This is a genomic window from Calothrix sp. NIES-2100 (assembly GCF_963875285.1).
Classification (GTDB): Bacteria; Cyanobacteriota; Cyanobacteriia; order Cyanobacteriales; family Nostocaceae; genus Aulosira.
Map to the genome: position 1 here is coordinate 1450869 of NZ_CAWNLA010000001.1, position 25746 is coordinate 1476614.

Below are 25746 nucleotides of genomic sequence, written 5' to 3' on the forward strand. Positions count from 1 at the left end.
TTGACACATTTCACAATGACTAGAAACAACAAACAACTGAGACTGGGTGCATTTCTACATCCTACCGGACATCATATAGCGGCTTGGCGGCATCCTAACGCTCAGGCCAATCCTCTCGATTTCCGGCATTACAAGCAACTGGCACAGACAGCCGAACGAGGAAAATTTGATATGATTTTCCTGGCAGATGGGGTAGCTGTACGAGACCGGAATAATAATCCAGAAGTGTTGAGTCTTAATGGTAAGCTCGTACACTTTGAACCCCTCACCCTACTGTCGGCCTTGTCCGCAGTTACAGAAAATATTGGCTTAGTAGCAACAGCCTCCACCACCTACAACGAACCTTTTCACATCGCCCGCAAGTTTGCATCGCTAGATTATCTTAGTGGTGGTCGTGCTGGCTGGAATGTTGTCACCTCTGGCACAGAAGCCGAAGCCAAGAACTTCAACCGAGAACAGCACGTAGAACACGCACTACGCTACGAACGTGCTCAGGAGTTTGTCGAAGTCGTCACTAAACTCTGGGACAGTTGGGAAGATGATGCCTTTTTGAGAGACAAAGACTCAGGGATTTACTTTGAACCTGATAAGTTGCACGTTCCCAACCATAAAGGCAAACATTTCTCGGTACGTGGCCCCCTCACACCGCAACAGATTGCCGACCAATTAGAAGAATGGTTTTTAAACGATGGGGCTGATGGCTTCAATATTATGCCGCCTTATTTACCTGATGGTTTAAAAGAGTTTGTAGATTTAGTTATTCCCGAATTACAACGCCGCGGTCTATTCCGCACAGAGTACGAAGGTCAAACCCTCCGCGAGAATTTGGGATTACCCCGTCCGGTTAACCAGTTCAGCAAAATTACCAACTCCCCTGAATTAGCAGGTATATCTGTATAGAGAAGAATATGAGTCAGAAAAAACAACTCAAACTAGGTGCATTCTTACCAGACGCAGGACATCACGTTGCAGCTTGGCGACACCCCGAAGCCCAAGCCGACGGAGGGCTGAATATTCAGCATTACACGCAGCTGGCACAGACAGCAGAACGGGGTAAATTTGATATGGTATTCCTCGCAGATGGTTTAGCCGTCTGGGATCGAGGACAAGGTAAAGAAGCTTTTAGCCGTTCGGGACAATTCAGTGTCCACTTTGAACCGCTTACCTTATTGTCGGCTTTGTCTGTGGTGACAAAGAAAATCGGGTTGGTAGCAACAGCATCAACCACTTATGAAGAACCCTTTCACCTCGCCCGCAAGTTTGCATCACTAGATTATCTTAGTGGTGGGCGTGCTGGGTGGAATGTTGTCACCTCCTCAGCCGAAGCCGCAGCCAAGAACTTCAGCCAGGAACAGCATTTAGAACACGCACTACGCTACGATAGAGCAATAGAACTTTTAGAGGTTGTCACTAAGCTTTGGGACAGTTGGGAAGACGATGCTTTTATCCGCGATAAAGAAGCAGGCGTTTACTTCCATCCTGAGAAATTGCATATCCCTAACCACAAAGGTAAACATTTCTCAGTGCGCGGCCCGTTGAATGTCGCCCGCCCGATTCAAGGATATCCGGTGATTGTGCAAGCTGGTTCTTCAGAAGCGGGGCAAGAACTTGCTGCACGCACCGCAGAAGTAATTTTCACCGCCCAGCAAACTCTCAAAGAAGCACAAGCGTTCTATAGCAGTGTTAAGGGAAGACTGGCAAAATATGGACGTTCTCCCGAACATCTCAAGATTATGCCCGGTGTATTTCCGGTAATTGGTAGCACAGAGCAAGAAGCGAAGGAGAAATATCAGCAACTTCAGGATTTGATTCATCCGTCAGTAGGATTAGGTCTGCTTTCCAGCCTAACAGGTGGGCATGATTTATCGAAATATCCCTTAGACGGGCCGCTACCCGATCTACCAGATACCAACGGAGGAAAAAGCCGTTTACAGCTAATTAAAGACCTAGCCCAGCGAGAAAATTTAACCATCCGCCAACTGTATTTATGGATTGCTGGCGCACGCGGACATCGGACAATTTTAGGAACACCAGAGCAAATTGCCGACCAGCTAGAAGACTGGTTTGTCAATAATGGGGCTGATGGCTTCAATATTATGCCGCCTTGGTTACCTGGTGGTTTAGATGAATTTGTTGAGTTTGTGATTCCTGAATTGCAACGCCGGGGTTTATTCCGTACCGAGTACGAAGGGAACACTCTACGGGAAAATCTTGCTTTACCCCGTCCGGTAAATCAGTTTACCGCAAAAGCTGCTGCTCCAGAATTGGTGAGTGTTTTGACTTAAGATCTTTGGTTATGGTAAAGCACAAGAGTAGCTGCTAAGGAAACTTTTACCTTGTTAGGCATACTGACAGTTCTTCTGTCCTCGTTTTTCTTGTCATTTCACAACGTTACCGTCCGAGTTTTATTCTCAGAACATCTCGTACTGAGTTTATTTTTACTCGGTGGCTACGTTAAACCAGATTTGCAGAATTCTTTCTTGCTGATGTTTATGCGAATGCTACTAGTGGTTCCACTTATGGCATCTGTATCATTCAAATTATATCCATCTGCACCTAAAGAATTCCAAAGCCTGTTTAGACGCGATCGCCGAAATGTAATGCTCCAAGCCTTTGGCTGTGGAGTACTCATGTTTGTGTATATTACCTCACTCTACATTGCCATTGGCTTGATTCCTACGGGAATTGCCCTCACCCTCTTTTTCACCTATCCCGTGTTTACAGCATTGCTGTCTTGGAAGTTTTTTGGCGATCGCCCCACACCCTTCAGTTGGCTAGTGATGGGTATTATTCTAGCGGGCAGCGTTCTCACCGTTCCCCAATCTTCTGCTACTGACAGCAGTAATACCATTGCGATCGGCATTTGCGCCAGCATTATTGCTGGTATTTTTAATGCCTGCTATAACGTCCTCGCCCAAAAATGTTTAGAGAAATTCCATCCAGTTCCTTTTACCTGGATTAGTTTTGCCTCAACTCTACTGCTTTCTGGTATTAGCTTACTGTTCTTTTCACCTCCCAGTGCCCAGCTTGATTGGACACCTATGTGGGTTGGCAGTATTTTTTCGGGTTTGGTGAGCTTCCTCGGACACGCTCTCAACAATTTAGGGATTCGCACAATTGGCGCAACTACCGCCTCTATCGTCGGCGCTAGCAGCCCAGCCATGACAGCCCTCGTTGCATGGGCAACAATTAGCGAAACTTTAAATCTAATTCAATGTGTAGGGATTGGGATCGTTACATTGGGGATCGCTTTGTTGAGTCGAGAAAAATTTATGCGTAAGCGTAGTCCGTCGAATTAGGAGATGAGGGGGATGAGGGAGATGAGGAAGATGAGGGGGATGAGGGAGATGAGGGGGATGAGGGAGATAATGCGAGAATAGCAACTACCAATGCCCCATGCCCAATGCCCTATGCCCAATATCCTATTTGATCTAGATGGAACTTTAACTGATGCCAAGCCTGGTATCACTCGTAGTATTCAGTATGCTCTCTCGGAACTTGGTTATACACCACCAGATGCTGATGAATTGGGTTGGTATATTGGCCCGCCAATTCAAGAGACTTTTTCGCTGTTACTAAAAACTTCAGATGAAAAGCTGTTAGCACAGGCTATTTCACTGTACCGCGATCGCTTTTCCACGATTGGATTATTTGAAAATTTTCTTTATCCCCAAATTCCCGACACTCTCAAAACTTTGCGCGCCTATGGTTATAAAACCTTTGTGGCTACTTCTAAGCCTTACATTTATACCATCCGTATTATTGAATATTTTGGCTTATCGTCGCTGTTTGATGGTGTTTACGGTAGCGAACTTGATGGAACCAGGAGTGTAAAAGGCGACTTGATACAGCATATTTTGCTGACAGAGAATCTTTCACCTTCTACTGTGATTATGGTAGGCGATCGCAAACACGACACGATCGGAGCCAAGAAAAATCAAGTTGCAGCAATTGGCGTTACTTATGGCTACGGAACTCAGGAGGAATTGATAACTCACGGTGCTGACTGGATTGTTCATTCTCCAGATGAGATTGCTAAATTGCTTGTTCGCGGCTAGGAATAATGAATTTCACCATTAGAAAAGCAATAGAATCAGATGCACAAGAGATCGCTCAAATTCTGGCAGAATTGGGTTGGTTTGCATGGCTTAATTCCACCTCCCCCGAAGATGCGATTGCGCGAATCTAGCAGCACATTGCTAGTTGTCATACAAATGGAAGTCACTCAATTTATGTCGCTGAAAATACCGAAAGTCATGTAATTGGATACGTTGCAGTTCATTGGCTACCTTGTCCATTTCTTCCCAAACCGCAAGGTTATATCTCCGAGTTATTCATCCAAGAGACTGCTCGTGGACAGGGTATCGGCAAAAATTTGCTAGCAACCGTCATATCAGAAGCCAAAATCAGAGATTGTTCGCTGCTGATGTTGCACAACCACAAACAACGAGAATCCTATCACCGGGAATTTTATCGCCAACAGGGCTGGATCGAACGTGAAACTATTGCCAACTTTATCTACCCGTTCAATGAGCGATCGCCATCATCTCATCTTGAGTTTTGATTTAGCTTGCTCAAACATCCTCTGTATTTGAACATGATTGATCCCCAAAATTTACCTTTACTCCATAGCTTACTTCTATTCACTACTGCTTTCAATGAAATTTTTATCTTACTAAAGATAGATGTATTTATAAAAAATATGCATTGAGTTTTGGGCTTGCTGAATCAAGGAGACATTCAAGGGCAGGTTTTTCAAATTCGGTCTAATTTGTACACTTTGGTAGCTTCGCCAGATTTACCTCAATACTGTTAATAATTATTTGCAATCTTGACTAAATACGTGTATTTACAGGAGAATAATCTTTACTTATACTAATGAGGAGATCGACCCTTGAGTAACGCAAACTTGGCACTCAAGAAAATCACTACCGAGATTAGTGGAACAGTTTTCTCTTTGCCTTACCACGTAGCCCGCGATCGCGGTTACTTTGCTGAAGAAGGGCTGGAGATTGAGTTTGTTAAACGCAATTATGGCGATCGCCCACCCAACATTACCCTGATTGACGATCACCGTCAGGTAAGTTCTTTCGGTGGGACTTCTCTTTTTGAGCAAGGCCAAAGCAACCTTTACCGCGCTTGCGAGTGGGGACAAGTACGCCGCACCTACGACAGTTCTCGTGGTGGTCAGGTAATAGCCAAGCGAGCTGCTATTGCTAGTCAAGCCATCATCGTGCGTCCAGACTCACCCTACAACATTCCCCAAGACCTAGCTAACGTACCAGTTGGTGTCAACTTCCATCACGGTTCTCATTACATTGCCATCCAAACCCTTGAAGGCTTTCTTCCTCCAGAAGAAATTAAAATAGTTCACATTGAAGGCGGCAGTCAACCCAAACAATTTAACCGCTTTGTAGCTTTGCGTGATGGCCTTGTTGATGCGGTTGCTGTCATGGAACCCTGGATTACAGTTGCAGAAAAACTAGGCTACAAGATTATCGCTGAGGCGCACTACGTCGGTCTAGAAATTGCTAGTCCAGACTTAGATAAAGAAAGCTTTGAGGCTATCAACAAAGCCATCCGTCGAGCGGTGAAAGATCTGCAAAACGATCCCATCCCTTATGTGAAATAAATCTCTGCATCTCTTATTGGAGTAAGAATAAGCGGATTGAAGCATTGCAGAATGTAACTTTAACTATTAATGCTGGTGAATTTGTCAGCTTAATTGGCCCTAGTGGTTGTGGCAAGAGTACGTTATTGAATGTGATCGCGGGATTAATTAGTGTTGGTACAGAAATAAATGGTAGTTTTAACACCAGTGGTATCAAAGAAATTGGTTATTTATTCCAGAAGCAAACTTTGTTACCCTGGCGGACAGTAATAGATAATGTGACTGCACCTCTAGAAATTCGTGGTGTACCTCGGACTGAAAAAAGAAAAAAAGCCTTGGCAATGCTAGAAAAATACGGCTTGTCTGGGTTTGAAAATAGTTTTCCTAGAGAACTATCGGGAGGAATGCAACAGCGCGTGTTGCTAATTCGGACGTTGATTTATGAACCGGATGTAGTTTTACTTGACGAGCCTTTGAGTAGTCTGGATGCTCAAACACGCGCTCTCCTGCAAGATGAATTCCTACGATTGTGGCGTGATACGGGATGCACCTTTGTTTTAGTCACTCATGACCTGGATGAAGCGATCGCACTTTCAGAGCGTGTATTTCTCCTAAGCTCACGTCCTGGTAGAATTGTCAAGGAATTTAATATTGATTTACCTCCAGAAAGATCGGCGATCGCTATTCGTACCGATCCTAAATTTCAGAAAATCCAGCGTGAGTTGTGGTCAGAACTAACCACACAAGTCTTACAACAACAAGACCGAGGATTTGCTCTGTTTAAAACTTAATTAATATGAGAACTATCCGCGATCGAAGTATAACTCTCGGGCAGTCTGTTCTGTCGCTTAACAAGAAAAAACCAAAAAATTCTCATTCTTATCCCAATCAAATCGGATGGAAACAACGCATATTGCAACTAGCAATACAGCTGACACCCTTAGCTATAATTTTGCTAGTGTGGGAAGTTGGTACAGGAGCATTTAACATTCCTCCGTTTATTGAACCAGCACTTGTTGGTAAACCAAGTGCGATCGTCCAAGAAGTATGGCAACTATTATCTAGCGGTAGTATATTTCGACATATCTTTGTAACATTCCAAGAGGCGATGTCCGGGCTAGCATTAGCAATGGCTGGTGGCGTTAGTCTGGGAATCTTCCTAGCTTATTCTCCAGCCGGAGCAAAAATTACTCTTCCTTACGTTCAAATATTTAATTCTCTCCCTCGTATAGCCCTAGCTCCCTTTTTCATTGTCTGGTTTGGTATTGGATTACTCTCAAAAGTATTACTAGCAGCTTTAGCCGCTTTCTTTCCTATATTTTTTACAACTTATCAAGGACTGCAAAGTATTGAGCGCGAGTTAGTTGCAGCTTTTCAGGTCATGGGCGCAAATCGCGCTCAGATGTTGTATATGGTTGTATTGCCTTCAGTTCTCAGTTGGGTAATTGCTGGTATTCGCACAAGTTTAGGTATGGCTCTTGTAGGTGCTTTAGTAGCGGAATATATTGGTTCAACACAGGGTTTAGGTTATCTGTTAATGTCAGCACAGGGAACTTTAAATGTTAACCAAGCTTGGGCGATATTAGTAATTTTGGCATTAATTAGCGTTTTACTTGATTGGGGGGTACGTGTTATAGAGGCTTACGTTTTACGGTGGCGACCCAATCCTAGAGAGCTATAGAGTCTGCCATTTGAGTGTAAAGTAGGGTGTAAAGACTCAAGATATTTTCCTGATTAATCACACTACAACCCATCTACTTTGATACTTAATGACTATCTAGCTTGTAAAAATTTTTGAGTTTATTAATTTTATTGAGACGAGAAGAATATCGCCTAATCCAGCAACTCACAATAACTTTATCCATTGTTATTTAGCAACAGATGTAGAGCTTGTAGGCAATTCAATTTTCCATACCTTAAGGAAGAATATATGACTACGACTGTTTCATTCGATCGAGTTTCTGATATTGATGATGCTACGCGAGGATTTCCACCAGGAATTTCTGAGCAAGTGACAGATTTTATCCTCAATTTAGTTTCGCCAACAGCAGATACCAAGTTTTAGGAAACGGGGATTGGTACTGGTAGAATCGCTGTGCCAATTGCTAAAAGAGGCTATTCCTATACTGGTGTAGATATCTCAGAAAAGATGCTGGCTGAACTACACCAAAAACTAGAGGGAGTGTCTCATAACCTAACAGCAATTAAAGGAGATGCGACTGCTTTACCGTTTGATGACAACTCCTTTGATGTGGCGTTGGTTGTTCACGTTTTTCACCTAATTTCTGCTTGGAAACAGGCGCTAGCAGAAATTCGCCGCGTCCTGAAACCAGGTGGTATTTTGCTCTACACTCACGGATACGCTAACTCTGTGAGTGCTGGTTCAGAGGTGAATGCATAGAGGTGGGAATTTAATGAGCATTGGAAAGCTATTTTAGAAGGCTATGGTCATCCTTTACCGCGTTACGGTGCAACGGAAGAAGAAGTTTTAGCAGAGTTAGAAGCACAAGGTGCAACTTTAGAAACTCAAATCGCTACTCAATGGCGAGTTGAAGATACTGTAAGTAAATTGATAGAAAACCAAGAAAATAAAATCCAAAGTGCAGCTTGGAGTATTCCTGATGATATCTTTCCTTATGCTATTCAAGATTTACGAAACTGGGCTTTAGAACGCTACGGTTCGCTGGATTATATTTTGCCTCAACAACGTGAATTCAAGATTGTTGTAGTACGCAATTGGGCTTAAATCGAAGATTTTTGTAGGGTGGGCATTGCCCACCTCCAATAATTGAAAATAAAGAAGTTATGAGTGCAAGAGAAAACTCTCTCATATCAATAGGAATCGTACTGTTTCCTAATGTGACGCAGTTAGATTTTACAGGCCCATACGAGGTATTTGCCAAGTTACCAAACACGCATTTACATCTACTAGCGGAAACTTTAGAACCTATCCGAAGCGATCGCGGTTTGACTTTTTTACCTGACACCACCTTTGCTCAATCCCTACCTTTATATGTGCTATTTGTCCCTGGAGGGCCGGGTATTGATGCAAAGCTGGAAGATAAGAAGTTTCTCGATATTCTCAGCTTGATTACCAACTTTTTTGTTACCAAAATTTTCGGATGAGTTTTGTAGAAGCGATCGCAACTACTAAATTTATCAATATATTTTCTTCTTTGATTGCTACCATGATTTTTTGAAGCAAGGGCTAGTTGATTACAACTTAGGAATCATCCTTGGCGTGACAATGTTTATAGGTGGAATAATTGGCGGTCGTCTAACTCTTAAATTGAGCAATGTCTGGTTACAACATATTTACCTGACGGTAGTTGCTATCTTAGCATTTATTACATTGCGGAAATCTCAGGCGCAAAATCAGCCAGCTGGTACGATTGATTTGTTAACACCTTTAGCTTAGAAAAAACTTGAGTAACTATCTGTATTTATGTCTATAGCTAAACCGCAGTTAATTAACATTGCAAATTTGCCAAATACAATCATTAGCATTCGTTTAATTACACGCGATGAACTTCCACAACTTCTGAGTTTATATCAACATTTGAATCCAGTCGATGCGCCTTTACCCAGCGATAATATTTTGCAGTCGATGTGGGATGATATTCTAGGCGATACACGCCTTTTTTACATTGTGGCTGACATTGCTGGTAAGTTAGTATCGACGTGTAATTTAGCGATCGTTCCTAACCTGACACGCGGCGCACGTTCATATGGCATTATTGAAAATGTTGTTACTCATACCGATTATCGAAAACAGGGATTGGGTACGCAGGTGCTACGTTATGCTTTAAATATTGCATGGCAACGAAAGTGTTACAAAGTAATGCTTTTAACTAGCTCAAAACGTGAGGAAACTTTGCGCTTTTATGAGCAAGCAGGATTCAAACGCGGCGTGAAAACTGGATTCATCGCCTTACCACCAGAGGGATTATAAGGCTGTATCTGCATTATATTTTCGTTTGCTTTCCTATCTTTTGAATTGCTTTTTGTGCGTATATACTAACCTCCAGATCGGGATCGGCTAGGGCTTGTTGAAGGGCATTTAGGGCTTCAATTTTACTCAAATTACCAAGAGCGATCGCAGCTTCTTTTCTCACATCTGAATACTCATCTGTTAGCGCTTCAATTAGTGCAGGTAAAGACTGTTTATTCGGTATTTTCTGCAATACTTGAATGGCAAATTTTCTCACCTGCCAATATTCATCTTTCAATGCTAATAGTACAGTAAGAATAATTTTAGGATCGGCGTGAAGTGCTAGAGGCTTGGCTGCATTGCGCCACACTTACCAATCTGTATCCCGTATTAAGTATTACTCAGTAAATTTACGATATCTGTATCCGCAAAATGACCTAAAGTTATAGCGATTTTTTGCACGGCGGTACTTTCGTCTTGCAAAGCCACAATGAGAGCATCAATAGCCGCCTCTTCTCCCAAGTGTTGCAGAGTTTTGACTGCGACGAGGCGATCGACTGATGTAAGCAATCGCAACATTTCCAACCATTAATTTTTTTTCATAACCTATCTGGGATTGCTATAAATTTTTTCAAAAATCAAAATGGATTGCCATATTTTCTATAATTTTATTAAACAGATATTGTGTTTTATTTGAAAAAATGATTAATTTCAGATCTCAATAGAGGTATTAACAGTTGAATTGGATAGTTTTCTGTTACTCTCTTCCCTCCAAATCTTCTTCCAGTCCGCGTGTAACGCTGTGGCGACGACTGCGACGAATCGGAGCCATCTCTCTTAAAAGTAGTATTTACGTTCTGCCCGATCGCGATGAGTGTATTGAATCTTTCCAATGGCTAGCGCAGGAAGTGCAACAAGCAAAGGGAGAAGCTTTAGTAATGCGGGTGGAACGATTTGAGGGACTAGCAGATGAAGAAATTATCGAATTATTTCGTCAAGCCAAGAGTGAAGAGTATCAAGAAATTGAAGCCCTAGCACTGGAATTGGAAAAATCTCTCAGTTCCAACTCCAGCTTACAAGACCGTAGCAGTTTGCTGGAAACTTTAGAAAAACTGCGAAGACAACACAATGAAATTGCTCGTGTAGACTTTTTCGATTGTGTTGATGGACAACGCCTAACAATTATCTTAAACCGTATTGCTCAAGTCCTCTCTGCAACTTTATCTGAAGCTTTAGAGATTCCCCATCAAGCTATTGCTGAATACCAGAATAAAAGATGGGTGACTAGACCCAGACCATATATAGACCGTCTCGCCTGTATTTGGCTAATTCGCAGATTTATCAATCGAAATGCCGAAATTCGATATTCTCATGCTGTTGCACCTGATGAAATTTCCTTTGAAATGAAAGATGCCATATTTGGACATTGTGGCAACCTTTGCACCTTTGAGGTGATGGCGAGAACATTTGGCTTGAATCAACCAGGAATACAAGCGATCGCAGAAATTGTACATGAAATTGACCTGCGAGATAGTCAGTATGCGCGTCCTGAAACCCCAGGAGTAGATGCGCTTTTGCAGGGTTGGTTTTTAGCAAACCTTTCTGACACTGAACTAGAAAGCTGTGGAAGCAAGCTATTTGAGGGTTTATATGCAGTGTTCTCCAAACAGCAGGGTTAAGTAATGTGTAACAGTAGTTGCAATTTAAATAAACACCTATTACAGTAAACAAAATATTTCCAGAGACTTTATCCCCACTCTTGCTTAGGCAATGAAGTATTCTGCATTTCTGGTGCTGTGTTCTGTTGGGGGATTGGCAATTTTTAGCTCAACGATCGCTAAAAACCCAGTGTTGCCAATTTTGGCGCAAACATTGGGCGCAAATCCAGCGACAATAGGAGCGATCGCCGCAGCCTCAACACTAACTGGTATCCTAGTTAGTTTTCCAGCAGGCTTATTGAGTGATTATTGGGGTAGAAAACCCTTGCTACTATTAGCAGGAGTAGTATTTTGCAGCGCACCCCTAGCTTACTTGTTAGTGTCCACCCCTGGAGAATTGGCACTGGTACGGGTATATCACGGACGAGCAACGGCAATTCTCGGGCCAGTAGCAATGGCTTATGTCGCTGATTTAGCACCTACCCGTAGAGGAGAGCGATTAGGCTGGTATTCCTCTTTTACGTTGGGAGGAAGAGCGATCGCTCCGATAGTTGGCGGTTTACTCCTCACTATCAGCACTTGGCAAGCTGTTTATGTAGTATGTGCGATCGCAGGGATTTTAGCTTTACTGGGAATGAAACTGCTACCTAACCAAACTTATGGAACAAATCGTCAGCGAGAAGCTAGACAAAACTTATCTTTAAATCGAATGGCAATTAGTAAGATTTTTTACAATCGCACAATTCTCATTACCAGTTTAGTAGAAGCTGCTCAATTCGGAGCTTTTGGCGCGGTTGAAGCTTTCTTACCTCTATATGCATTGAGTGTTGGCATTGATAAAGCTGCTGTAGGATTGGTTTTTAGTAGCCAAGTTGGGGTAAAGGTATTAGCGCGTCCTTTGATGGGTCGAATCAGCGATCGTCATGGACGCAAGCGACAAATTATCTTGGGTCTGCTGCTTACTAGCGTATCAACATTTTTATTTTATCAGACTAAAGCAGTATTTTTACTGATATTAATTTCTGCGGTGTTTGGATTGGGAATTGCGATCGCCTCTGCTGCCACATCCGCCTTAGTTGCAGATTTGGCTCCAGCAAACAGTCGTGGTACTGCATTAGGAATTATGAGCGCAATTATGGATATAGGTCAAGCCAGCGGCCCTATCTTGTTAGGAATCCTACTGATGTATACCTCTTATCAAATCAGCTTTAGCGTAGTTAGCGGATTACTTTTAGCTACTGCTGTGCTTTTTACGTTGACAGCAACAGAAACTTCTGCAAAATCGGAGGTTTGAAATGGTTGTATTACCACCACAACCGCTGGTCTGTGTTCGTACTGTCGAGATCCCGAAAGAAAACGAACAAGCCTTCTTTGATTGGATCGAATCAAATCGGGAATTAAGGCAAAGATACGGCATTCTCATGGAGCGGATTCTCCAGCCTAGTGACGGTAAAGGAGACTGGTTAATTATCACTATGTGGGAGAGCGAAGAAAAATTTGAGAAGTGGTTAGTTGCAAAAGAAAAGCCAGCCGTTGATGCTTCTCCAGGTCATGCTCTCGTCAAGTTTGGCAAAATCAAACGCTACAACACTCAAGCTGGTTATTAAAAGGAGAATCTATATTATGAAATGGGTAACGCGCAAACAAATTCGAGTCAATCGCCTAGCAACTGCTTGGCTAATCCAACGATTTGTAGATAAAGAAGCGGAGTTTATTTTTGTCGAGCCAGATCGAGTTGCTGAAGTCCAACAGTCCGATCGCGCCATTGGTTTTGATGCACCAGGAGCCAAGTATGCTCATGACAAAGGTGTTACCTCCTTTGAACAGATCATCCAAGATTATGGTTTGAGCGATGCTGTGTTAGCAGAACTGGTCGAAATTGTTCACGCTGCTGATATCCCCGGAGCTATCGATCAAAGACCAGAAGCCAGTGGACTAAAAGCAATTAGCCACGGCTTTCCTTTAGTCACCACTAACGATCGCGAAACTCTGCAAAAAGGATTCTTTATCTACGATTCTTTATATGCCTATTTGCAAGCACGCCAGTCTGCAAGCACCATACCAAAATCTGTTGGCGTAGGGTGATAGGCGCGCATTCAAACAAGTTTTTCATCAAAATTAAGGAGCAATTAGCCATGCAAACCGAAATTACCAATGAAATTGGTTTGATTCCCTTACAAGCTGATACCAGTCTTTTAAAAGATCCGAAAAAATTCAGCAATGGCGACCTGAAAAGCCTAGAAGATATAGCTCAGTTCAACCCTCGTTTCTTTGTTCGGCGGCGGATTTTCTCTACCGACTCCATGCACTTTAATATCTACTGCATTGAGCCAGGACAATCCAACCCATTACACAAACACTCAGGAAGTGATGAAATTTGTTACTTTGTGCAAGGAACAGGAGATGTAATTGTTGGTGATGAAATTGCGGCTGTTGAACCTGGAGACTGCGTTCACATTCCCAAAGATGTAGGACATGAAATCATCAATACTGGTACAGAAAGAATGATTGTGGTTTTGGCTCAGTCTCCTCTTCCCTGTGCTCATGAGAAAGTACCCAACCCGCCAACAGAATTTCGTCGAGTTAATATTAGCCGTTAAAGTTTTTGAGCTTTAACTAAGTAACCTACCCAGATATTATTTGGGTAGGGTGACTTTTTTGCTTAATCACGAAGACGATCGCAATACCAAATTTCTCTCACCGATACAACTTGTCATATTCGCTAGGTACTTTCCAACCAAAAGCTTTTGTCAGTCGGTTAGAAAGGCTAAATTGAGCTGCAATTTCGCCAGCTTCTAAAATTGCTTTATCAGAAAGCCCTGCTTGGCGTAATGGTTCAAGGTCTTCTGGAGAAAATTGACTAGAATTTTGGTTAATTTTAATCGCAAAGTTCACCAGGGCGAGTTCCCGTTCTGTGAGTGCAACTTCCTGATGGTTAAGTGCCAATGCATCAGGAAAAACTGGGTCTTTAATTACCTCTCGCAGATGTGCTTTGTGGGTAATAACGCAGGATTCACAGTGATTGGATGCAGAAGAGACGATCGCAATTATCTCTCGTTCCTTATGAGAAAGTTCTCCCTCTCCATGCATCAAAGCATTGTAGTAGTTGAACCAAAGCAGTAGATATTCGGGGTTGAGTGAATAGCCCAGAAAGAAACTATGAACAAAGCCAAAGCGATCGCGCTGTTCTTTAAATAATGCTTGTACTTGTGGCGGTAAAGTTGCTTCTTCAGGTACTTGTAACCATGAATTGACGGTAGCCTTCTGATCTTGAATAGCTACAGATTTTGATTTGGCAACTTTTGCTTCAGGTGGCTGTAAAACCTTAGATTTGCGACTGTTTTTAACCATAATCGTAAGTAAGTCGGTGGAAAAAAACCAAACTATGTTACGAAACGTAAATTGGCTTGAAACCCTTACCAATGACAAATGACAAATGACAAATGACAGTCCTCGCCAGTTATGTTTAATTGCACCGCCCTACTTACCTAAATAAATTGAGGGGAGATGAGGGAGACAAGGGGGACAAGGGAGATGAGGAAGCAGAGGATAAATGACCAATGACAAATGACAAATGACTATTGCCCCATGCCCAATGCCCCATTCCCCATTAAGAATACTGAGTAATAATCGGTAACTCTTGATTCAGCACCCAATTACCTATGTGATTGAGTTTATAATCGACTGGATCGTGGAGGGTAAAGGTACGCAAGTCACGCCAATAGCGGTCAAAGCCGTATTTAGTAGCTGTGGATCTGGTACCCGTGACTTCAAAGATACCGTTGGTGATATCCAATCCCACACGGGTAACTAAGGCTTTGGCAGAGAAAACGGCGATCGCTATTTCTCCTCTTTCCTCAAAAGTCAAATCAGATCCTTTATCCCAAGCTTGTTGCACTTGGACGGCGGTGCGATCGCTCAAAGCAATTGCGGCTTGCAGTTGAGTCCAAAATTCCCCATAATGCCGCAAAATATATGGGTCTTTGCTGGCGCTGTCTACTCCAGAGGTAATCCAAGGTCTTGTTTGAGTTTTGGTATACTCTTTAGCCGCAGCTAGCGCCCCTTCTGCAATCCCCAAATAAATGTAGGTTTTGGTTAATTGAGCGATGATTCCCAAAAATGTAGCAAAAGCACTATCAGAAGGATGAGGATATCCCAGGATTTCATCTTTTTTTACCAAGATATCATGAAAGGTGAATGTATCACTATCTGTACGCCGCTGTCCGATATTGTCCCAATCTTGGTTAGAAACTACACCAGGCCTGTCTTTAGGAATGACAAATAACCAGGGTGCTTCTACCCCATCTTGGAGGGCAGAGAAGACACGCAAATCTGCGTAGGCGCAGCCCGTCGTAGACATCGCCACACCAGTACCAAAGCTTTTTACCCCATCAACCCGGAAATTTTCGCCATCGGGGGTAATTTTCAGTCTGGTATCCCTTGTATTGATGGCATTTGCCCAAAAGAGATTTTTTTCGGCTGTTTCGCGGTAATATCTTTCTTTTTGCTCTGATGTGCCAGAGACATGAGCTAAAGCTGTTAAATTTAAGTGATTGCCGTACAACTGTCCAACAGAACCATCTGCGGTTGACAGTTGTTGAATCACCTTAAAAGCTTCTACCCAAGTTGCACCAGTCCCGCCATATTCTTTGGGTACGACTAAAGGTAATAAGCCACTTTCCCGCAACAGTTGAATTTCTATATCGGGAATTCCCGCTTTTTGGTCTCTTTGGACTGCGGTAGCTGTAAGTTCCGCAGCTACAGAAGATGCTATTCCAATCCAATCTTGAGATTCTTCTTTAACTAATAGTTGCACCATCGCGCCTCTTAATTACGAATTTTTCTAAGCTGCTTCCGAATCTAGGGCATAATCAGGCGAGCGATCGCTATCTTGTTTCGTCATCACTCGTTGTAAAATCTTCTCCACCGTCTTCGCAAATTCTGCATCTCCCCGAGAACGAGGACGGGGAAAATCAATCTTGAGATCTAGACCAATTTGACCATCTTCAATCAACACCACTCGGTCTGCTAACACTACCGCTTCTTCCACATCATGGGTAATTAGCAATGCCGTAAATTGCTGTTCTTGCCATAAATTTTCTAATAATTGCTGCATTTCAATGCGGGTTAAGGCATCTAGCGCCCCTAATGGTTCATCTAGCAGCAATAGCGAAGGATGACTAGTTAAAGCTCTAGCTAACGCCACCCGTTGCCGTTGTCCACCAGAAAGGACAGAAGGCCATTCGTTAGCCCTGTCTTCTAATCCCACCGCCCGCAATACTTGTAAAGCCGTCTGCTTTGCTGCCACTTTGGAACTAGAACCCAGTAAGCCTAATTCCACATTAGCAATCACTCGCTGCCAAGGTAGAAGTCGCGAATCTTGAAACATCATCCTGATAGTGGGATTTATCTGCTTGTGGGATTGTTCATCATTCAAAAACACACCCCGGCGGGGTTAGTTGGTAGTTATGACACCGTAGCCGCGAGAATTGCAGATTTTGTGGAAGTAGGTGTAGATACCTTCATGCTGCAATTCCAACCTTTTCCCCCAGAAATGAAACGTTTTGCTGAAGAAGTAATGCCACGAGTGCGATCGCGAGAACTCGTAGCTTAATCTGCAATAATCAAGGAAAGTTTTATGAGTGCAACTTTAACTCGCCCAGCTTGGACAACTGAGTTTGAAATTGAAACCATCGATAAAATCATTGCCAAACACGCCCCAAATTTTCCTACTACTCGCATTCAAGAACCGCGACAATTAACAACAGCAGAAGAGTTCGAGAAATTCTATCGCTTCCGCATTGGTGGCGCAGCCCACGACTTATATATTGTCCAAGTTTGTAGCAAAATTATTGACCAAATACCCGACCCAGAACTGCACCTATTTTTAAGCCGTCAAATAGGTGATGATGGCGCACACGCCCAATTTACTCGTCAACGAGTTTGGGAATTATCAGGACAAGACCCTACAGCAAAGATTGTAGAAGAAGTAAAAAATTACTGGGAATTTATGGGCGATTTACCCATTCGTAATTGGTTGGGTTTCATAGCCTTTGAATTACATTATGAACTGCATATAGTCGCCCAGCTAATTTTAAACAGCCGTACTACAAAAATTGTCGATCCAGTAACTTCTAAATTTGCCAGTCAGACAATTTTACCTGATGAAGCCGTTCATCGTTTTGGAGTTTTAGCTTGGTGGCAAAGTAAATATGATAAAGCCTCACCAACAGAAAAAGCAGAAATAGCCGCCCAGTTATTAGAACTAGACGAAGAAGGACAACGACGACGCAATCCTTATTTACAAAAACATTTGCAAATTGTCCACGATGCGACTGGTGCAGAAATTGAAGGAATTGGAGTCATATATGATGCTTGGCGACGGGAAGTATTCTCTTATTTTCTAGATATTCCCATTGCCAAACTTCCTCAACTTGTGAGTGTGAGTGAGTGATGCAATAGAGTTAGTGTTTCCAAACGTGTTCTCTTTGTAATCGCCCCCGATTGGGGGCTTTCTGAAAATCTTTAATTAATAAAAAACAATTTTGTAGGGTGTGTTGTCGCGTAGCGCAACGCACCGTCCGCGATTATCGATACTAAATATTGTATTTGACATTAAATTTTTAGCCCAAACAATATTTTAACTTTTTCCAAACAATCATAATGCTAAGGAGTACCTATGTTCAGCGAACTTACAAATAATTTATTTTCTTGGATAAACGAGAGAATATTACAACCAGTTTATAAACAAAATATCAACAATTTTATTCTCTTTTTTATTATTGGTTTTGGATTGAGTCTTACCCTCGCATCTTGTACCCCAAATAAATCTACAGATTCTGCTAATGCGGCAAAACAAGAACCGCAGAAAAGCCAGTTAACAGTGTTAAAAATGGGTCATCAAAAAGGGATGGCACTTTTAAATATTGTGAAAGCACAGGGAAGTTTAGAAAAGCGCTTACAACCTCAAGGTATATCTGTGACATGGAACGAATTTTCTTCTACTGCACCACTTTTAGAAGGTATGGGTGTCGGTAGTATTGTGTTTGGTGGTGGCGGCGGTACAGGAAGCGTATTTGCACAAGCTCTAAACTCTACAAAATTGACGAACCAACAATGGAAATTGTGGAAAAGCGAGGAGGCGATCGCAGTGTCTTACCTGTAACCGATGAAGTACTTTCAGGGTTACAAAGAATGGCGGATACCTTCTATGAAGTAAAGATTATTCCGAAAAAGATAGATGTGAAAGACAAAAATTATAACTGGGTTCCCGATCAGAAATGGTGAGTTTGTCATTAGTCATTTGTGTTAGGATTTATCTATTCATGAAAGTGGGATTTTGTCAAGTTTAAAAAAAGGCGATCGCATGAATATTAAACGTCGGTTTTTTGTGATAGCAACTGCATCTTTTATAGCTACAGTCACTAGTTGTAGTTCACCGCAAAATAATGCTGCTAACACCACAAATAGTCCTACAGCCACCACGGCTGCAAATACAGTTGCAACAGGAGCAAAAGAGAAAATCAAAGTCGGAGTTTCACCAGTTCCGGCTGGTGAGATTTTGGAATTTGTGAAAAAAAATCTTGCACCAGAAGCAGGATTAGATATTGAAATTGTCACTTTTAACGATCCAGTGCAGAATAATACTGCGTTAAAAGATGGACAAATCGATGCTAATTACTTCCAACATATTCCCTATATGGAGGATTATTGAAAGCGCAAAAATCTCCAAATGTACGCTTTTACTCCCCAGATACATTTAAACCCTGTAGGAATATTTTCTAAAAAATATAAATCTCTGGCGGAGGTTCCTAATAAAGCTTTAGTGACAATTCCTGATGATATTAGCAATGCTCATCGCGCTTTAAAAGTATTAGAAAAAGCAAAGCTAATTAAACTCAAAGCAAACGCCCAACCTGCTAGCCCCAAAGATATTATTGAGAACCCGAAAAACCTACAGATTAAAGAAATACCTGGAGCGCAAGCAATACCCACTCTTCCTGATGTGGATTTAGCGGGAATTACAGGTAATTGGGTTGTGCAATCTGGGATGAAAACAGATAAAGATGCTTTAGCATTAGAGTCAGCGCAAAATCCACTTTATGCGGTGACTGTAACTACATTAGCAGGAAAGGAAAACGATCCGAGAATTCAAAAACTTCATAAATTGCTCCGCGATGACAAAGTAAAGCAATTTATTAGAGAAAAATATCAAGGCGCAGTACTTCCTATTCCTTAATTTCTTCCTTTGCGCCCTTCGCGCCTTAGCGGTTCGTATCACGCAAAGACGCCAAGGCGCAAAGAGTAGAAGAATTTAACTTTTATTTATGGAGAAGTTTGTAAATGATAGAGTTTATTGATATTCGCAAAATCTACCACCAAGGCGAACATAAAATAGTAGCTTTAGATGGTGTAAATCTACACGTTAAAGCAGGTGAAATATTTGGCGTATTAGGACAAAGTGGTGCTGGTAAAAGTACCTTAATTCGCTGCGTTAATCAATTAGAAAAACCTACATCTGGTTATGTAAGAGTTAATGGACAAGAAATAACATCTCTTAGTGGTACGGCTTTGCGTCAAGCACGCCAGCGTATAGGAATGATTTTTCAACATTTTAATTTACTCAGTTGTAGAACTGTAGCTGAAAATATTGCTTTCCCATTAGAAGTGATTGGTTATAGTAAATTGCGACGCAAAGCTAAAGTTGAAGAATTACTTTCGTTAGTGGGTTTAGAAGGTAAAGCCAATGCTTACCCCGCACAACTTTCTGGGGGACAAAAGCAACGGGTGGGAATTGCGCGTGCCTTAGCGGGAGAACCAAATGTATTACTTTCCGATGAAGCAACATCAGCCCTCGATCCCCAAACTACACGCTCAATTTTAGAACTATTGCGTGACTTGAATAAACGCATGGGACTAACAATTTTGCTGATTACTCATGAAATGGGTGTAGTTAAACAAATCTGTGATAGCGTGGCGATACTCCATGCTGGTAAGGTTGTAGAACAAGGTAGCGTTAGCGATTTAGCAGCACAACCGGATTCTTTATTAGCTAGAGAGTTTTTTCCCCGTTCTCATAACTATATACCTCGTCCTGGGACAGTTTTAGCAACAGTCGCATTTGCTGATGAAAGTGCGAGAAATTCTATATTTACTACCTTGACGCGCCGTTTTGATATTGATGTGAATATCCTCAATGGTAGCGTAGAAACTGTAGGCGATCGCCGTGTCGGTCAATTTCAAGTTGAACTTGCAGGAATTAAGGTAAAGCAAGCTTTGGAATACTTACATAATTCAGAATATGCTGTTGAGGTGCATTAATGCAAGGATGGGAATTAATTAACAGTTTATTGCTTGCAAGTCAGGAGACTTTTTACATGGTGGGAGTCTCCGCCGTTGTGGCGATATTTTTGGGTTTACCTGTAGGTTTATTGTTAGTAATGACTAGCCCTGGTAATGTTCTCTATGCTCCCAAGCTTAACAAAATATTAAGTGCAATAGTTAATACTGGGCGTTCTTTTCCATTTATTATTTTACTTGTAGTTCTTACGCCTTTAACACGATTAATTGTTGGCACTTCTATCGGTAGTACCGCCGCACTTGTTCCCCTAACTCTTGCAGCGATTCCCTTTTTTGGGCGGATTGCGGAAACTAGTATTCTCGAAGTAGATAAAGGGTTAATAGAAGCAGCAGAAGCAATGGGTTGCGACTATTGGCAAATTGTGTTGAAAGTTTTGATTCCGGAGGCTTTACCTTCGATTATTTTGGGGGTGACAATTTTAATTGTGAGTCTCTTGAATTCTTCCGCAATGGCTGGGGCTGTTGGTGGCGGTGGTTTGGGTAATTTAGCTATTCAATATGGCTATCAACGGTTTGATGTGGGAGTCATGTTTGCCACAATTATTGTGCTGATTTTGTTGGTGCAGATTATTCAGTTTTTGGGTGATTTGTTAGCACGACAGTTGCGGAAAAAATAATTTTTTTAACGCAAAGTAGATAAAAGAGATACTTTGCTAACTTCTCTGCGTGAGATTTTAATTAATTTTCAAAGTGAAATTTGTTTATGAAGAAGCAGCATTTACTTCCCTTCTCAAAAACTAGTCGCCGTTTCTTCCTGACAGCAGGAAGTGCATTTACCACTTCACTTCTTTTTGCAGGTTGTAGCCGAATTTCTGGAACTGTCGCTAAAGCTGAAGAAGAGGAGACAATTAAAATCGGGGTTACGGGAATAGTTTCGGAAGATATTTTGAAATTTATTAACAAGAATCTCGCGCCTCAAGAAAAGTTAAAAATTGAGGTAGTGAAATTTAATGACTGGATACAGCCTAATACAGCATTAAGAGATAAGGTAATTGATGCTAATTTCTTTCAGCATAAACCTTTTATGAATAATGCTGCGAAGGAACTGAAAATTAATTTGGTGCCGTTGAATACAATTTATCTCAATACTCTGGGGCTTTTTTCTAAAAATCTCAAGTCAATGAATGAAATTCCCCAGAATGCGACTGTGACTATTGCTAATGATGTAATTAATAATGATAGAGGATTGAGATTATTAGCAGCCAATGGTTTAATTAAGTTAAAAGATAATATTGGCGAATTTGTGACGCAAAGAGATATTGCAGCTAATCCTAAAAGTTTGAAAATTAAAGAAGTAGAAGGTGTCCAAGTTGTCCGAGCGATTAATGATGTAGATTTCATTGTTTCTTCGGCTCAAACTGTTGCTTTAGCGGGGATAGAACCTAATTCTATGGGTTCGGAAACTGCTAAGGATAAAAAATATGCTCTTGCTTTAGTCACATTACAAGGGCGAGAAAATGAACAGAAGATTCAAAAGTTAAATAATCTCCTTGTTAATCCCCAAGTCAGAGATTTTATCAATAAAGAATATAAAGGTAGATTAATACCCGTTTTTTAACCCTCTTTCCTCTGTGCCCTCTGCGTCTGGAGTGGTTTAATAAATTTTCAACCGCAGAGGCGCAGAGAACGCAGAGAGAAAAAATCAATTAATATTTATAGCAACGGACACATAGCAATCCTATCTGAGTTGTGAAAATCTTTTTTTAATGAACCGCCAAGTACGCCAAGTACGCCAAGGATAAGAGAAAAAAACTGAGAGTTTGTAAATTTCACAAATGATTTAGGTTTGCTGTAGATTGGCGAAAGTTAATTATAAATTCGTTAAGTGTTTCTGTATCAACTAAAAATGCATCGTGTCCATAGGTTGATTTTAAGCAAACTAGTTGAGCATTAGGAATAAAATTTGCTAATTCTTGTTGTTCTATTGGCGGATAAAGAATGTCAGAATCAATGGCGACAACTAAAGTAGGTTGTTTAATACTTTGTAAAACAGATTCATAGTCTTTACCTTGAGCGATATCATGACTATCCATCGCTTAAGTTTTACCAGCTTCTAATCCGCCTTTAATCCCAAAGTTTAAGACTGCGCCAAAGCCGTTTCTCAGATATTTTTTCGCTCGCTGATGATAAGGATGATGGTGAAGTCCGGGATAATTAACCCAGGCAACTTGTGGTTGCTGTTCTAACCACTGGGCTAATTCTAAAGCATTGCTGACATGGCGATCTACACGTAATGAGAGAGTTTCTAACCCTTGTAATAATAAAAAGGCGTTAAATGGACTCAAAGAGGGGCCGAAATCTCTTAACCCTTCTACTCTGGCGCGGATAATGAAAGCAATATTCCCAAAAGGACTACCGACACCAAACACTTCTTGAAAATTCAGCCCATGATATCCGGGAGATGGTTCAGTAAAAATGGGAAATTTGCCATTACCCCAGTTAAATTTACCGGAATCGACAATTACCCCGCCAATAGAAGTACCATGACCACCAATCCACTTAGTTGCAGATTCGACTACAATATCTGCACCATGTTCAATTGGCCGCGCTAAATATCCACCTGCACCAAAGGTATTATCAACAATTAGGGGAATGCCGTTTTCGTGAGCAATATGGGCTAAGGCTGCAAAGTCAGGAATGTTGAATTGAGGATTACCAATAGTTTCAACATACAATGCTTTTGTGCGATCGTCGATCGCCTGACGGAAGTTTTCTACATCATCGCCTTCGACAAATTTGACATTTATCCCTAAGCGTGGTAAAGCGACTTTGAATTGATTATAAGTGCCACCATATAAAAAACTGGTAGAAACAATATTATCCCCTGCTTGGGCGATCGTGCTTATAGCTAAAAATTGTGCAGCTTGTCCGCTAGAAGTCGCTAATGCGGCGACACCTCCCTCTAACGCTGCGATTCGCTTTTCAAATACATCCGTTGTCGGATTCATGATTCGCGTGTAAATGTTGCCAAATTCTTGCAACGCAAACAACCGCGCCCCATGCTCCGCATCGTCAAAAGTGTATGATGTTGTCTGATAAATTGGGACAGCACGCGCATTTGTTCCTGGTGCTGGTTCCTGTCCAGCATGGACTTGCAAAGTTTCAAAGCGATATTTTTCAGACATAGACAATTACTGCATCAAATATATTTTTTAGTAGTAGCACCATCAATATACAGCAAGTCTATCGACTTATAGTATTTTATCAGCCTACGCCATAGGTGCAAGCAAAAAGGAAAAGGGAAATAACCTTTTCCCTTACAAATCTTTACAGAGTTATTGTTTCATCACATTTAGGTTATGGATTCATTTTCTCTAGCAAACAGAGTGTAAAAAACTGATGGACGCACGCCAACATATTTAACAACCAAAGCACCTAACCAAATATTCCAGACAATCATGGTGAAACTTGTTGCGATCGCTGCTCCAGTAATATTAAATATGGGAATTAATATCGCATTCAAGACTATATTCAGTAAGGCACTAGCAACAATTACAGGTAAAGATTTATTTTGATGACCAGTCATAATCATCAAAATTCCCACTGAACCACATAAAGCATTTACCATTTGTCCCATAATCAGAATTTTCAGGGACAAACTCGCTTCAACAAAACCTGCACCAAATAGATTGAGAATCGGTTGAGTAAAGGTCATTAGTAACAATGTCATGGCGACAGTCGGCCAGAAAATCCAATTAGTTACGCAAGAAACCACCTTTTGTAACTCTGGGATATCGCCTTTAGTGTACAAAGTTGTAAATACAGGTGCAGCTACCATATTTACAATTTGTAAAACAAAACTTGTCCATGCGGCTGTTTTTACTGCTGCGTTGTAAATACCAGCAGCTTCCGGGCCGATAAATGAACCAATCATCACTGTATCTGTTTGGCTTAAAATCCCAAAAGATGCTTGTTGAATTAACAAAATCACCGCGATATTTAACCACTCACGGTAAGCATAAACTGGCGTTGCTGCTTCAAAGTTACTGTGTAATTTCTTCCACAATAAGTATAGTTGCACGACAACAATCACGATAAACATACCGGAGGCGATCGCAATCATTGGTATGCTAGTCAAATCATCCTGGGTTTGCATAAATACAAAGCCACCAGCCAGCACCAAAACAGGCCAAATAATTTGCGATGGAATAAAGGCTACAAGAATATCCTCCATCGCCCTTCCTGTTTCTTGTTGGAACCTAGCCAAACTCTGTAGTAATACTAATCCCATCCCCAACAGTAGCGGAGTTGCATAGACAAAACTATGGTAATAATTAATAACTAAAATTGTCCCTGTAGCGCAGATAATTAACAGTAAACTGTTGGAAAATACGAGTAACCAACAACCACGAACTAAACCTTGTAAACGTCCCCATTCCTGCTTAACTCGGTATTCAGGAAGCAAACGCAAAACCGTAGTAGGTAAACCTAATTCTGCGGGAACTGCTAATAATAATGACCAAGACATGACATATTCATAAATGCCATATTCAGTTCTTCCCATCCACTGCGCCAGAAATATTTGCAGGAGATATATCAAAACTAAACCAGTCACTTGAATGATTAAAGCCACAATAGTGTCTTTAGCCAGTTCAGCTAATTGAATGCTTCCTGACCTTTGCGAAACTGACAAGTTTGTCATAATTACCACCTCAACACATGAGGAGAATTGTTAATAATTGAAAAACTGAGAGGCGATAGCTCAAGATTGAGTCTGATGTAACTTAGACAAGCTTTGACTTTTTATATTGCAGAGTAAATTAGAGAAAATGCACGTTTTCTCTAATTTGATTATTGGGAGAATTATTAATTGATAACAACTCAGGTATAGGTATAACCAGAGATAAGCTAACGCCCGTCTAAATTGCATAACTAATTATCAGGGCTGTTAACAGTCAACAGTCAACAGTCAACATTAGGGAATTCAATCATTACTTAGTTGGGTTGAATTTCGTTCTAGCCCCTCACGAGAAAATCTCACAACCAAATATGAAAATCTCTCTTTCCTAGCCCCTATTCCCTAGTCCCTAGCCCCTATTTTCAAGTTAGCCAACGTCAAACCTCAATATTTCCGACCCCCTTTTAAGGTGATGCGTACTGAGTATTAACCTGGGATCGATTGGGATACCTAATCTTGAGATATTGACTTGTAAAAACATTATTTACATCTGCCTTTTACCATTCAA

At 41.4% G+C, this 25746-nt stretch carries 34 protein-coding genes and 2 pseudogenes; 28 read left to right on the top strand and 8 right to left on the bottom strand.

Annotation, left to right across the window (positions count from 1 at the left end; genetic code table 11):
* Window positions 1-15 precede the first annotated feature (15 nt).
* The 15 genes from AACU32_RS06075 (at window position 16) to AACU32_RS06145 (ending at window position 9563) form a co-directional block, all read left to right on the top strand.
* Window positions 16-900: an NtaA/DmoA family FMN-dependent monooxygenase gene (locus AACU32_RS06075; protein WP_096598774.1), complete on the top strand. Its 885-nt coding sequence runs from the start codon at window positions 16-18 to the stop codon at window positions 898-900.
* 8 nt (window positions 901-908) lie between these two features.
* Complete coding sequence (locus AACU32_RS06080; RefSeq protein ID WP_096598776.1) at window positions 909-2285, top strand: LLM class flavin-dependent oxidoreductase; 1377 nt, start codon at window positions 909-911, stop codon at window positions 2283-2285.
* A 90-nt stretch (window positions 2286-2375) separates the two neighbouring features.
* Window positions 2376-3299, top strand: coding sequence for a DMT family transporter (locus AACU32_RS06085; protein WP_445223162.1), 924 nt, complete (start codon window positions 2376-2378; stop codon window positions 3297-3299).
* Window positions 3300-3410: 111 nt separating this feature from the next.
* Complete coding sequence (locus AACU32_RS06090) at window positions 3411-4058, top strand: HAD family hydrolase (protein WP_096607881.1); 648 nt, start codon at window positions 3411-3413, stop codon at window positions 4056-4058.
* Between the two features lie 5 nt (window positions 4059-4063).
* A complete protein-coding gene (locus tag AACU32_RS06095; protein ID WP_339377563.1) occupies window positions 4064-4189 on the top strand; it encodes a hypothetical protein in 126 nt (41 codons plus the stop codon).
* Window positions 4190-4228: 39 nt separating this feature from the next.
* Entirely contained in the window at window positions 4229-4564 is a 336-nt protein-coding gene (locus AACU32_RS06100; protein ID WP_445223217.1) for a GNAT family N-acetyltransferase, read from the top strand.
* Window positions 4565-4894: 330 nt separating this feature from the next.
* Complete coding sequence (locus AACU32_RS06105) at window positions 4895-5632, top strand: ABC transporter substrate-binding protein (protein WP_339377564.1); 738 nt, start codon at window positions 4895-4897, stop codon at window positions 5630-5632.
* 44 nt (window positions 5633-5676) lie between these two features.
* Window positions 5677-6402: an ABC transporter ATP-binding protein gene (locus AACU32_RS06110; RefSeq protein ID WP_339377565.1), complete on the top strand. Its 726-nt coding sequence runs from the start codon at window positions 5677-5679 to the stop codon at window positions 6400-6402.
* A gap of 5 nt (window positions 6403-6407) precedes the next feature.
* Window positions 6408-7292, top strand: coding sequence for an ABC transporter permease (locus tag AACU32_RS06115; protein WP_096598784.1), 885 nt, complete (start codon window positions 6408-6410; stop codon window positions 7290-7292).
* A gap of 249 nt (window positions 7293-7541) precedes the next feature.
* Window positions 7542-7676, top strand: a complete 135-nt coding sequence (locus tag AACU32_RS06120) for a hypothetical protein (RefSeq protein ID WP_339377566.1) — start codon at window positions 7542-7544, stop codon at window positions 7674-7676.
* Between the two features lie 30 nt (window positions 7677-7706).
* Window positions 7707-8012: a class I SAM-dependent methyltransferase gene (locus tag AACU32_RS06125; protein WP_445223163.1), complete on the top strand. Its 306-nt coding sequence runs from the start codon at window positions 7707-7709 to the stop codon at window positions 8010-8012.
* 168 nt (window positions 8013-8180) lie between these two features.
* Window positions 8181-8357 (top strand): hypothetical protein, encoded by a 177-nt coding sequence (locus AACU32_RS06130; RefSeq protein ID WP_339377567.1) that lies wholly within the window; start codon window positions 8181-8183, stop codon window positions 8355-8357.
* Between the two features lie 59 nt (window positions 8358-8416).
* Window positions 8417-8737: a hypothetical protein gene (locus AACU32_RS06135; RefSeq protein WP_339377568.1), complete on the top strand. Its 321-nt coding sequence runs from the start codon at window positions 8417-8419 to the stop codon at window positions 8735-8737.
* 70 nt (window positions 8738-8807) lie between these two features.
* Window positions 8808-9029: a hypothetical protein gene (locus tag AACU32_RS06140; protein WP_339377569.1), complete on the top strand. Its 222-nt coding sequence runs from the start codon at window positions 8808-8810 to the stop codon at window positions 9027-9029.
* A gap of 27 nt (window positions 9030-9056) precedes the next feature.
* On the top strand, window positions 9057-9563 hold the full coding sequence (locus AACU32_RS06145) for a GNAT family N-acetyltransferase (protein ID WP_096598786.1): 507 nt from the start codon (window positions 9057-9059) through the stop codon (window positions 9561-9563).
* A gap of 13 nt (window positions 9564-9576) precedes the next feature.
* Here AACU32_RS06145 and AACU32_RS06150 read toward each other — a convergent pair whose 3' ends face one another.
* Both AACU32_RS06150 and AACU32_RS06155 read right to left on the bottom strand, forming a co-directional pair.
* Window positions 9577-9912, bottom strand: coding sequence for a HEAT repeat domain-containing protein (locus tag AACU32_RS06150; RefSeq protein ID WP_339377570.1), 336 nt, complete (start codon window positions 9910-9912; stop codon window positions 9577-9579).
* A 20-nt stretch (window positions 9913-9932) separates the two neighbouring features.
* The gene (locus AACU32_RS06155; protein ID WP_339377571.1) at window positions 9933-10121 is read right to left on the bottom strand and encodes a HEAT repeat domain-containing protein; all 189 of its coding nucleotides are present in this window, start codon (window positions 10119-10121) and stop codon (window positions 9933-9935) included.
* Window positions 10122-10279: 158 nt separating this feature from the next.
* Between AACU32_RS06155 and AACU32_RS06160 the strand changes: the two genes are divergently transcribed.
* From AACU32_RS06160 to AACU32_RS06180, 5 genes are all read left to right on the top strand, one after another.
* A complete protein-coding gene (locus AACU32_RS06160) occupies window positions 10280-11221 on the top strand; it encodes a chromate resistance protein ChrB domain-containing protein (RefSeq protein ID WP_339377572.1) in 942 nt (313 codons plus the stop codon).
* Between the two features lie 91 nt (window positions 11222-11312).
* Window positions 11313-12494: an MFS transporter gene (locus AACU32_RS06165; RefSeq protein WP_096598788.1), complete on the top strand. Its 1182-nt coding sequence runs from the start codon at window positions 11313-11315 to the stop codon at window positions 12492-12494.
* Between the two features lies 1 nt (window position 12495).
* Entirely contained in the window at window positions 12496-12807 is a 312-nt protein-coding gene (locus tag AACU32_RS06170; protein WP_096598790.1) for an antibiotic biosynthesis monooxygenase family protein, read from the top strand.
* 16 nt (window positions 12808-12823) lie between these two features.
* Window positions 12824-13285 (top strand): chromate resistance protein ChrB domain-containing protein, encoded by a 462-nt coding sequence (locus AACU32_RS06175; protein ID WP_339377573.1) that lies wholly within the window; start codon window positions 12824-12826, stop codon window positions 13283-13285.
* A gap of 50 nt (window positions 13286-13335) precedes the next feature.
* Window positions 13336-13800, top strand: coding sequence for a cupin domain-containing protein (locus tag AACU32_RS06180; protein WP_096598794.1), 465 nt, complete (start codon window positions 13336-13338; stop codon window positions 13798-13800).
* 97 nt (window positions 13801-13897) lie between these two features.
* Here the strand turns inward: AACU32_RS06180 and AACU32_RS06185 are convergent, their stop codons facing one another.
* The 3 genes and pseudogenes from AACU32_RS06185 to AACU32_RS06195 all read right to left on the bottom strand — a co-directional run.
* A complete protein-coding gene (locus AACU32_RS06185) occupies window positions 13898-14551 on the bottom strand; it encodes a peroxidase-related enzyme (protein WP_096598796.1) in 654 nt (217 codons plus the stop codon).
* A gap of 259 nt (window positions 14552-14810) precedes the next feature.
* Window positions 14811-16019: an acyl-CoA dehydrogenase family protein gene (locus tag AACU32_RS06190; protein ID WP_096598798.1), complete on the bottom strand. Its 1209-nt coding sequence runs from the start codon at window positions 16017-16019 to the stop codon at window positions 14811-14813.
* Window positions 16020-16043: 24 nt separating this feature from the next.
* Window positions 16044-16643: pseudogene (locus AACU32_RS06195) on the bottom strand (ATP-binding cassette domain-containing protein); the annotation flags it as partial.
* Between AACU32_RS06195 and AACU32_RS06200 the strand changes: the two are divergent.
* The 8 genes and pseudogenes from AACU32_RS06200 (at window position 16581) to AACU32_RS06235 (ending at window position 22118) form a co-directional block, all read left to right on the top strand.
* Complete coding sequence (locus tag AACU32_RS06200; RefSeq protein ID WP_339378737.1) at window positions 16581-16814, top strand: hypothetical protein; 234 nt, start codon at window positions 16581-16583, stop codon at window positions 16812-16814. The pseudogene AACU32_RS06195 and the gene AACU32_RS06200 overlap by 63 nt on opposite strands.
* A gap of 24 nt (window positions 16815-16838) precedes the next feature.
* The gene (locus AACU32_RS06205; RefSeq protein WP_096598800.1) at window positions 16839-17654 is read left to right on the top strand and encodes a hypothetical protein; all 816 of its coding nucleotides are present in this window, start codon (window positions 16839-16841) and stop codon (window positions 17652-17654) included.
* 225 nt (window positions 17655-17879) lie between these two features.
* Complete coding sequence (locus AACU32_RS06210; protein ID WP_096598802.1) at window positions 17880-18365, top strand: hypothetical protein; 486 nt, start codon at window positions 17880-17882, stop codon at window positions 18363-18365.
* Window positions 18326-18487, top strand: coding sequence for a hypothetical protein (locus AACU32_RS06215; RefSeq protein WP_339377574.1), 162 nt, complete (start codon window positions 18326-18328; stop codon window positions 18485-18487). The genes AACU32_RS06210 and AACU32_RS06215 overlap by 40 nt, the downstream gene beginning before the upstream one ends.
* A 79-nt stretch (window positions 18488-18566) precedes the next feature.
* A pseudogene (locus AACU32_RS06220) lies at window positions 18567-19439 on the top strand (MetQ/NlpA family ABC transporter substrate-binding protein).
* Window positions 19440-19543: 104 nt separating this feature from the next.
* Window positions 19544-20521: a methionine ABC transporter ATP-binding protein gene (locus AACU32_RS06225; protein ID WP_096598808.1), complete on the top strand. Its 978-nt coding sequence runs from the start codon at window positions 19544-19546 to the stop codon at window positions 20519-20521.
* A complete protein-coding gene (locus tag AACU32_RS06230; protein ID WP_096598809.1) occupies window positions 20521-21177 on the top strand; it encodes a methionine ABC transporter permease in 657 nt (218 codons plus the stop codon). Before AACU32_RS06225 ends, AACU32_RS06230 begins: the two co-directional genes overlap by 1 nt.
* A gap of 86 nt (window positions 21178-21263) precedes the next feature.
* Window positions 21264-22118 carry a MetQ/NlpA family ABC transporter substrate-binding protein gene (locus AACU32_RS06235; RefSeq protein ID WP_096598810.1) on the top strand — a complete coding sequence of 285 codons (855 nt, stop codon included), beginning with the start codon at window positions 21264-21266 and terminating at the stop codon, window positions 22116-22118.
* A gap of 211 nt (window positions 22119-22329) precedes the next feature.
* Here AACU32_RS06235 and AACU32_RS40640 read toward each other — a convergent pair whose 3' ends face one another.
* The 3 genes from AACU32_RS40640 to AACU32_RS06245 form a co-directional block, all read right to left on the bottom strand.
* Entirely contained in the window at window positions 22330-22593 is a 264-nt protein-coding gene (locus AACU32_RS40640; protein ID WP_445223164.1) for a hypothetical protein, read from the bottom strand.
* 3 nt (window positions 22594-22596) lie between these two features.
* Complete coding sequence (locus AACU32_RS06240) at window positions 22597-23685, bottom strand: O-acetylhomoserine aminocarboxypropyltransferase/cysteine synthase family protein (RefSeq protein WP_445223165.1); 1089 nt, start codon at window positions 23683-23685, stop codon at window positions 22597-22599.
* 167 nt (window positions 23686-23852) lie between these two features.
* Window positions 23853-25202 (bottom strand): oligosaccharide flippase family protein, encoded by a 1350-nt coding sequence (locus AACU32_RS06245; protein WP_096598811.1) that lies wholly within the window; start codon window positions 25200-25202, stop codon window positions 23853-23855.
* Window positions 25203-25746: the final 544 nt, after the last annotated feature.

Coding starts and splice junctions, on each gene's coding strand:
- AACU32_RS06165 (WP_096598788.1), top strand. CDS start 11,313: ATGAAGTATTCTGCATTTCTGGTGCTGTGTTCTGTTGGGGGATTGGCA.
- AACU32_RS06135 (WP_339377568.1), top strand. CDS start 8,417: ATGAGTGCAAGAGAAAACTCTCTCATATCAATAGGAATCGTACTGTTT.
- AACU32_RS06080 (WP_096598776.1), top strand. CDS start 909: ATGAGTCAGAAAAAACAACTCAAACTAGGTGCATTCTTACCAGACGCA.
- AACU32_RS06190 (WP_096598798.1), bottom strand. CDS start 16,019: ATGGTGCAACTATTAGTTAAAGAAGAATCTCAAGATTGGATTGGAATA.
- AACU32_RS06230 (WP_096598809.1), top strand. CDS start 20,521: ATGCAAGGATGGGAATTAATTAACAGTTTATTGCTTGCAAGTCAGGAG.
- AACU32_RS06180 (WP_096598794.1), top strand. CDS start 13,336: ATGCAAACCGAAATTACCAATGAAATTGGTTTGATTCCCTTACAAGCT.
- AACU32_RS40640 (WP_445223164.1), bottom strand. CDS start 22,593: ATGGATAGTCATGATATCGCTCAAGGTAAAGACTATGAATCTGTTTTA.
- AACU32_RS06115 (WP_096598784.1), top strand. CDS start 6,408: ATGAGAACTATCCGCGATCGAAGTATAACTCTCGGGCAGTCTGTTCTG.
- AACU32_RS06205 (WP_096598800.1), top strand. CDS start 16,839: ATGAGTGCAACTTTAACTCGCCCAGCTTGGACAACTGAGTTTGAAATT.
- AACU32_RS06090 (WP_096607881.1), top strand. CDS start 3,411: ATGCCCAATATCCTATTTGATCTAGATGGAACTTTAACTGATGCCAAG.
- AACU32_RS06210 (WP_096598802.1), top strand. CDS start 17,880: ATGTTCAGCGAACTTACAAATAATTTATTTTCTTGGATAAACGAGAGA.
- AACU32_RS06175 (WP_339377573.1), top strand. CDS start 12,824: ATGAAATGGGTAACGCGCAAACAAATTCGAGTCAATCGCCTAGCAACT.
- AACU32_RS06245 (WP_096598811.1), bottom strand. CDS start 25,202: ATGACAAACTTGTCAGTTTCGCAAAGGTCAGGAAGCATTCAATTAGCT.
- AACU32_RS06145 (WP_096598786.1), top strand. CDS start 9,057: ATGTCTATAGCTAAACCGCAGTTAATTAACATTGCAAATTTGCCAAAT.
- AACU32_RS06120 (WP_339377566.1), top strand. CDS start 7,542: ATGACTACGACTGTTTCATTCGATCGAGTTTCTGATATTGATGATGCT.
- AACU32_RS06235 (WP_096598810.1), top strand. CDS start 21,264: ATGAAGAAGCAGCATTTACTTCCCTTCTCAAAAACTAGTCGCCGTTTC.
- AACU32_RS06240 (WP_445223165.1), bottom strand. CDS start 23,685: ATGTCTGAAAAATATCGCTTTGAAACTTTGCAAGTCCATGCTGGACAG.
- AACU32_RS06155 (WP_339377571.1), bottom strand. CDS start 10,121: ATGTTGCGATTGCTTACATCAGTCGATCGCCTCGTCGCAGTCAAAACT.
- AACU32_RS06075 (WP_096598774.1), top strand. CDS start 16: ATGACTAGAAACAACAAACAACTGAGACTGGGTGCATTTCTACATCCT.
- AACU32_RS06185 (WP_096598796.1), bottom strand. CDS start 14,551: ATGGTTAAAAACAGTCGCAAATCTAAGGTTTTACAGCCACCTGAAGCA.
- AACU32_RS06095 (WP_339377563.1), top strand. CDS start 4,064: ATGAATTTCACCATTAGAAAAGCAATAGAATCAGATGCACAAGAGATC.
- AACU32_RS06170 (WP_096598790.1), top strand. CDS start 12,496: ATGGTTGTATTACCACCACAACCGCTGGTCTGTGTTCGTACTGTCGAG.
- AACU32_RS06225 (WP_096598808.1), top strand. CDS start 19,544: ATGATAGAGTTTATTGATATTCGCAAAATCTACCACCAAGGCGAACAT.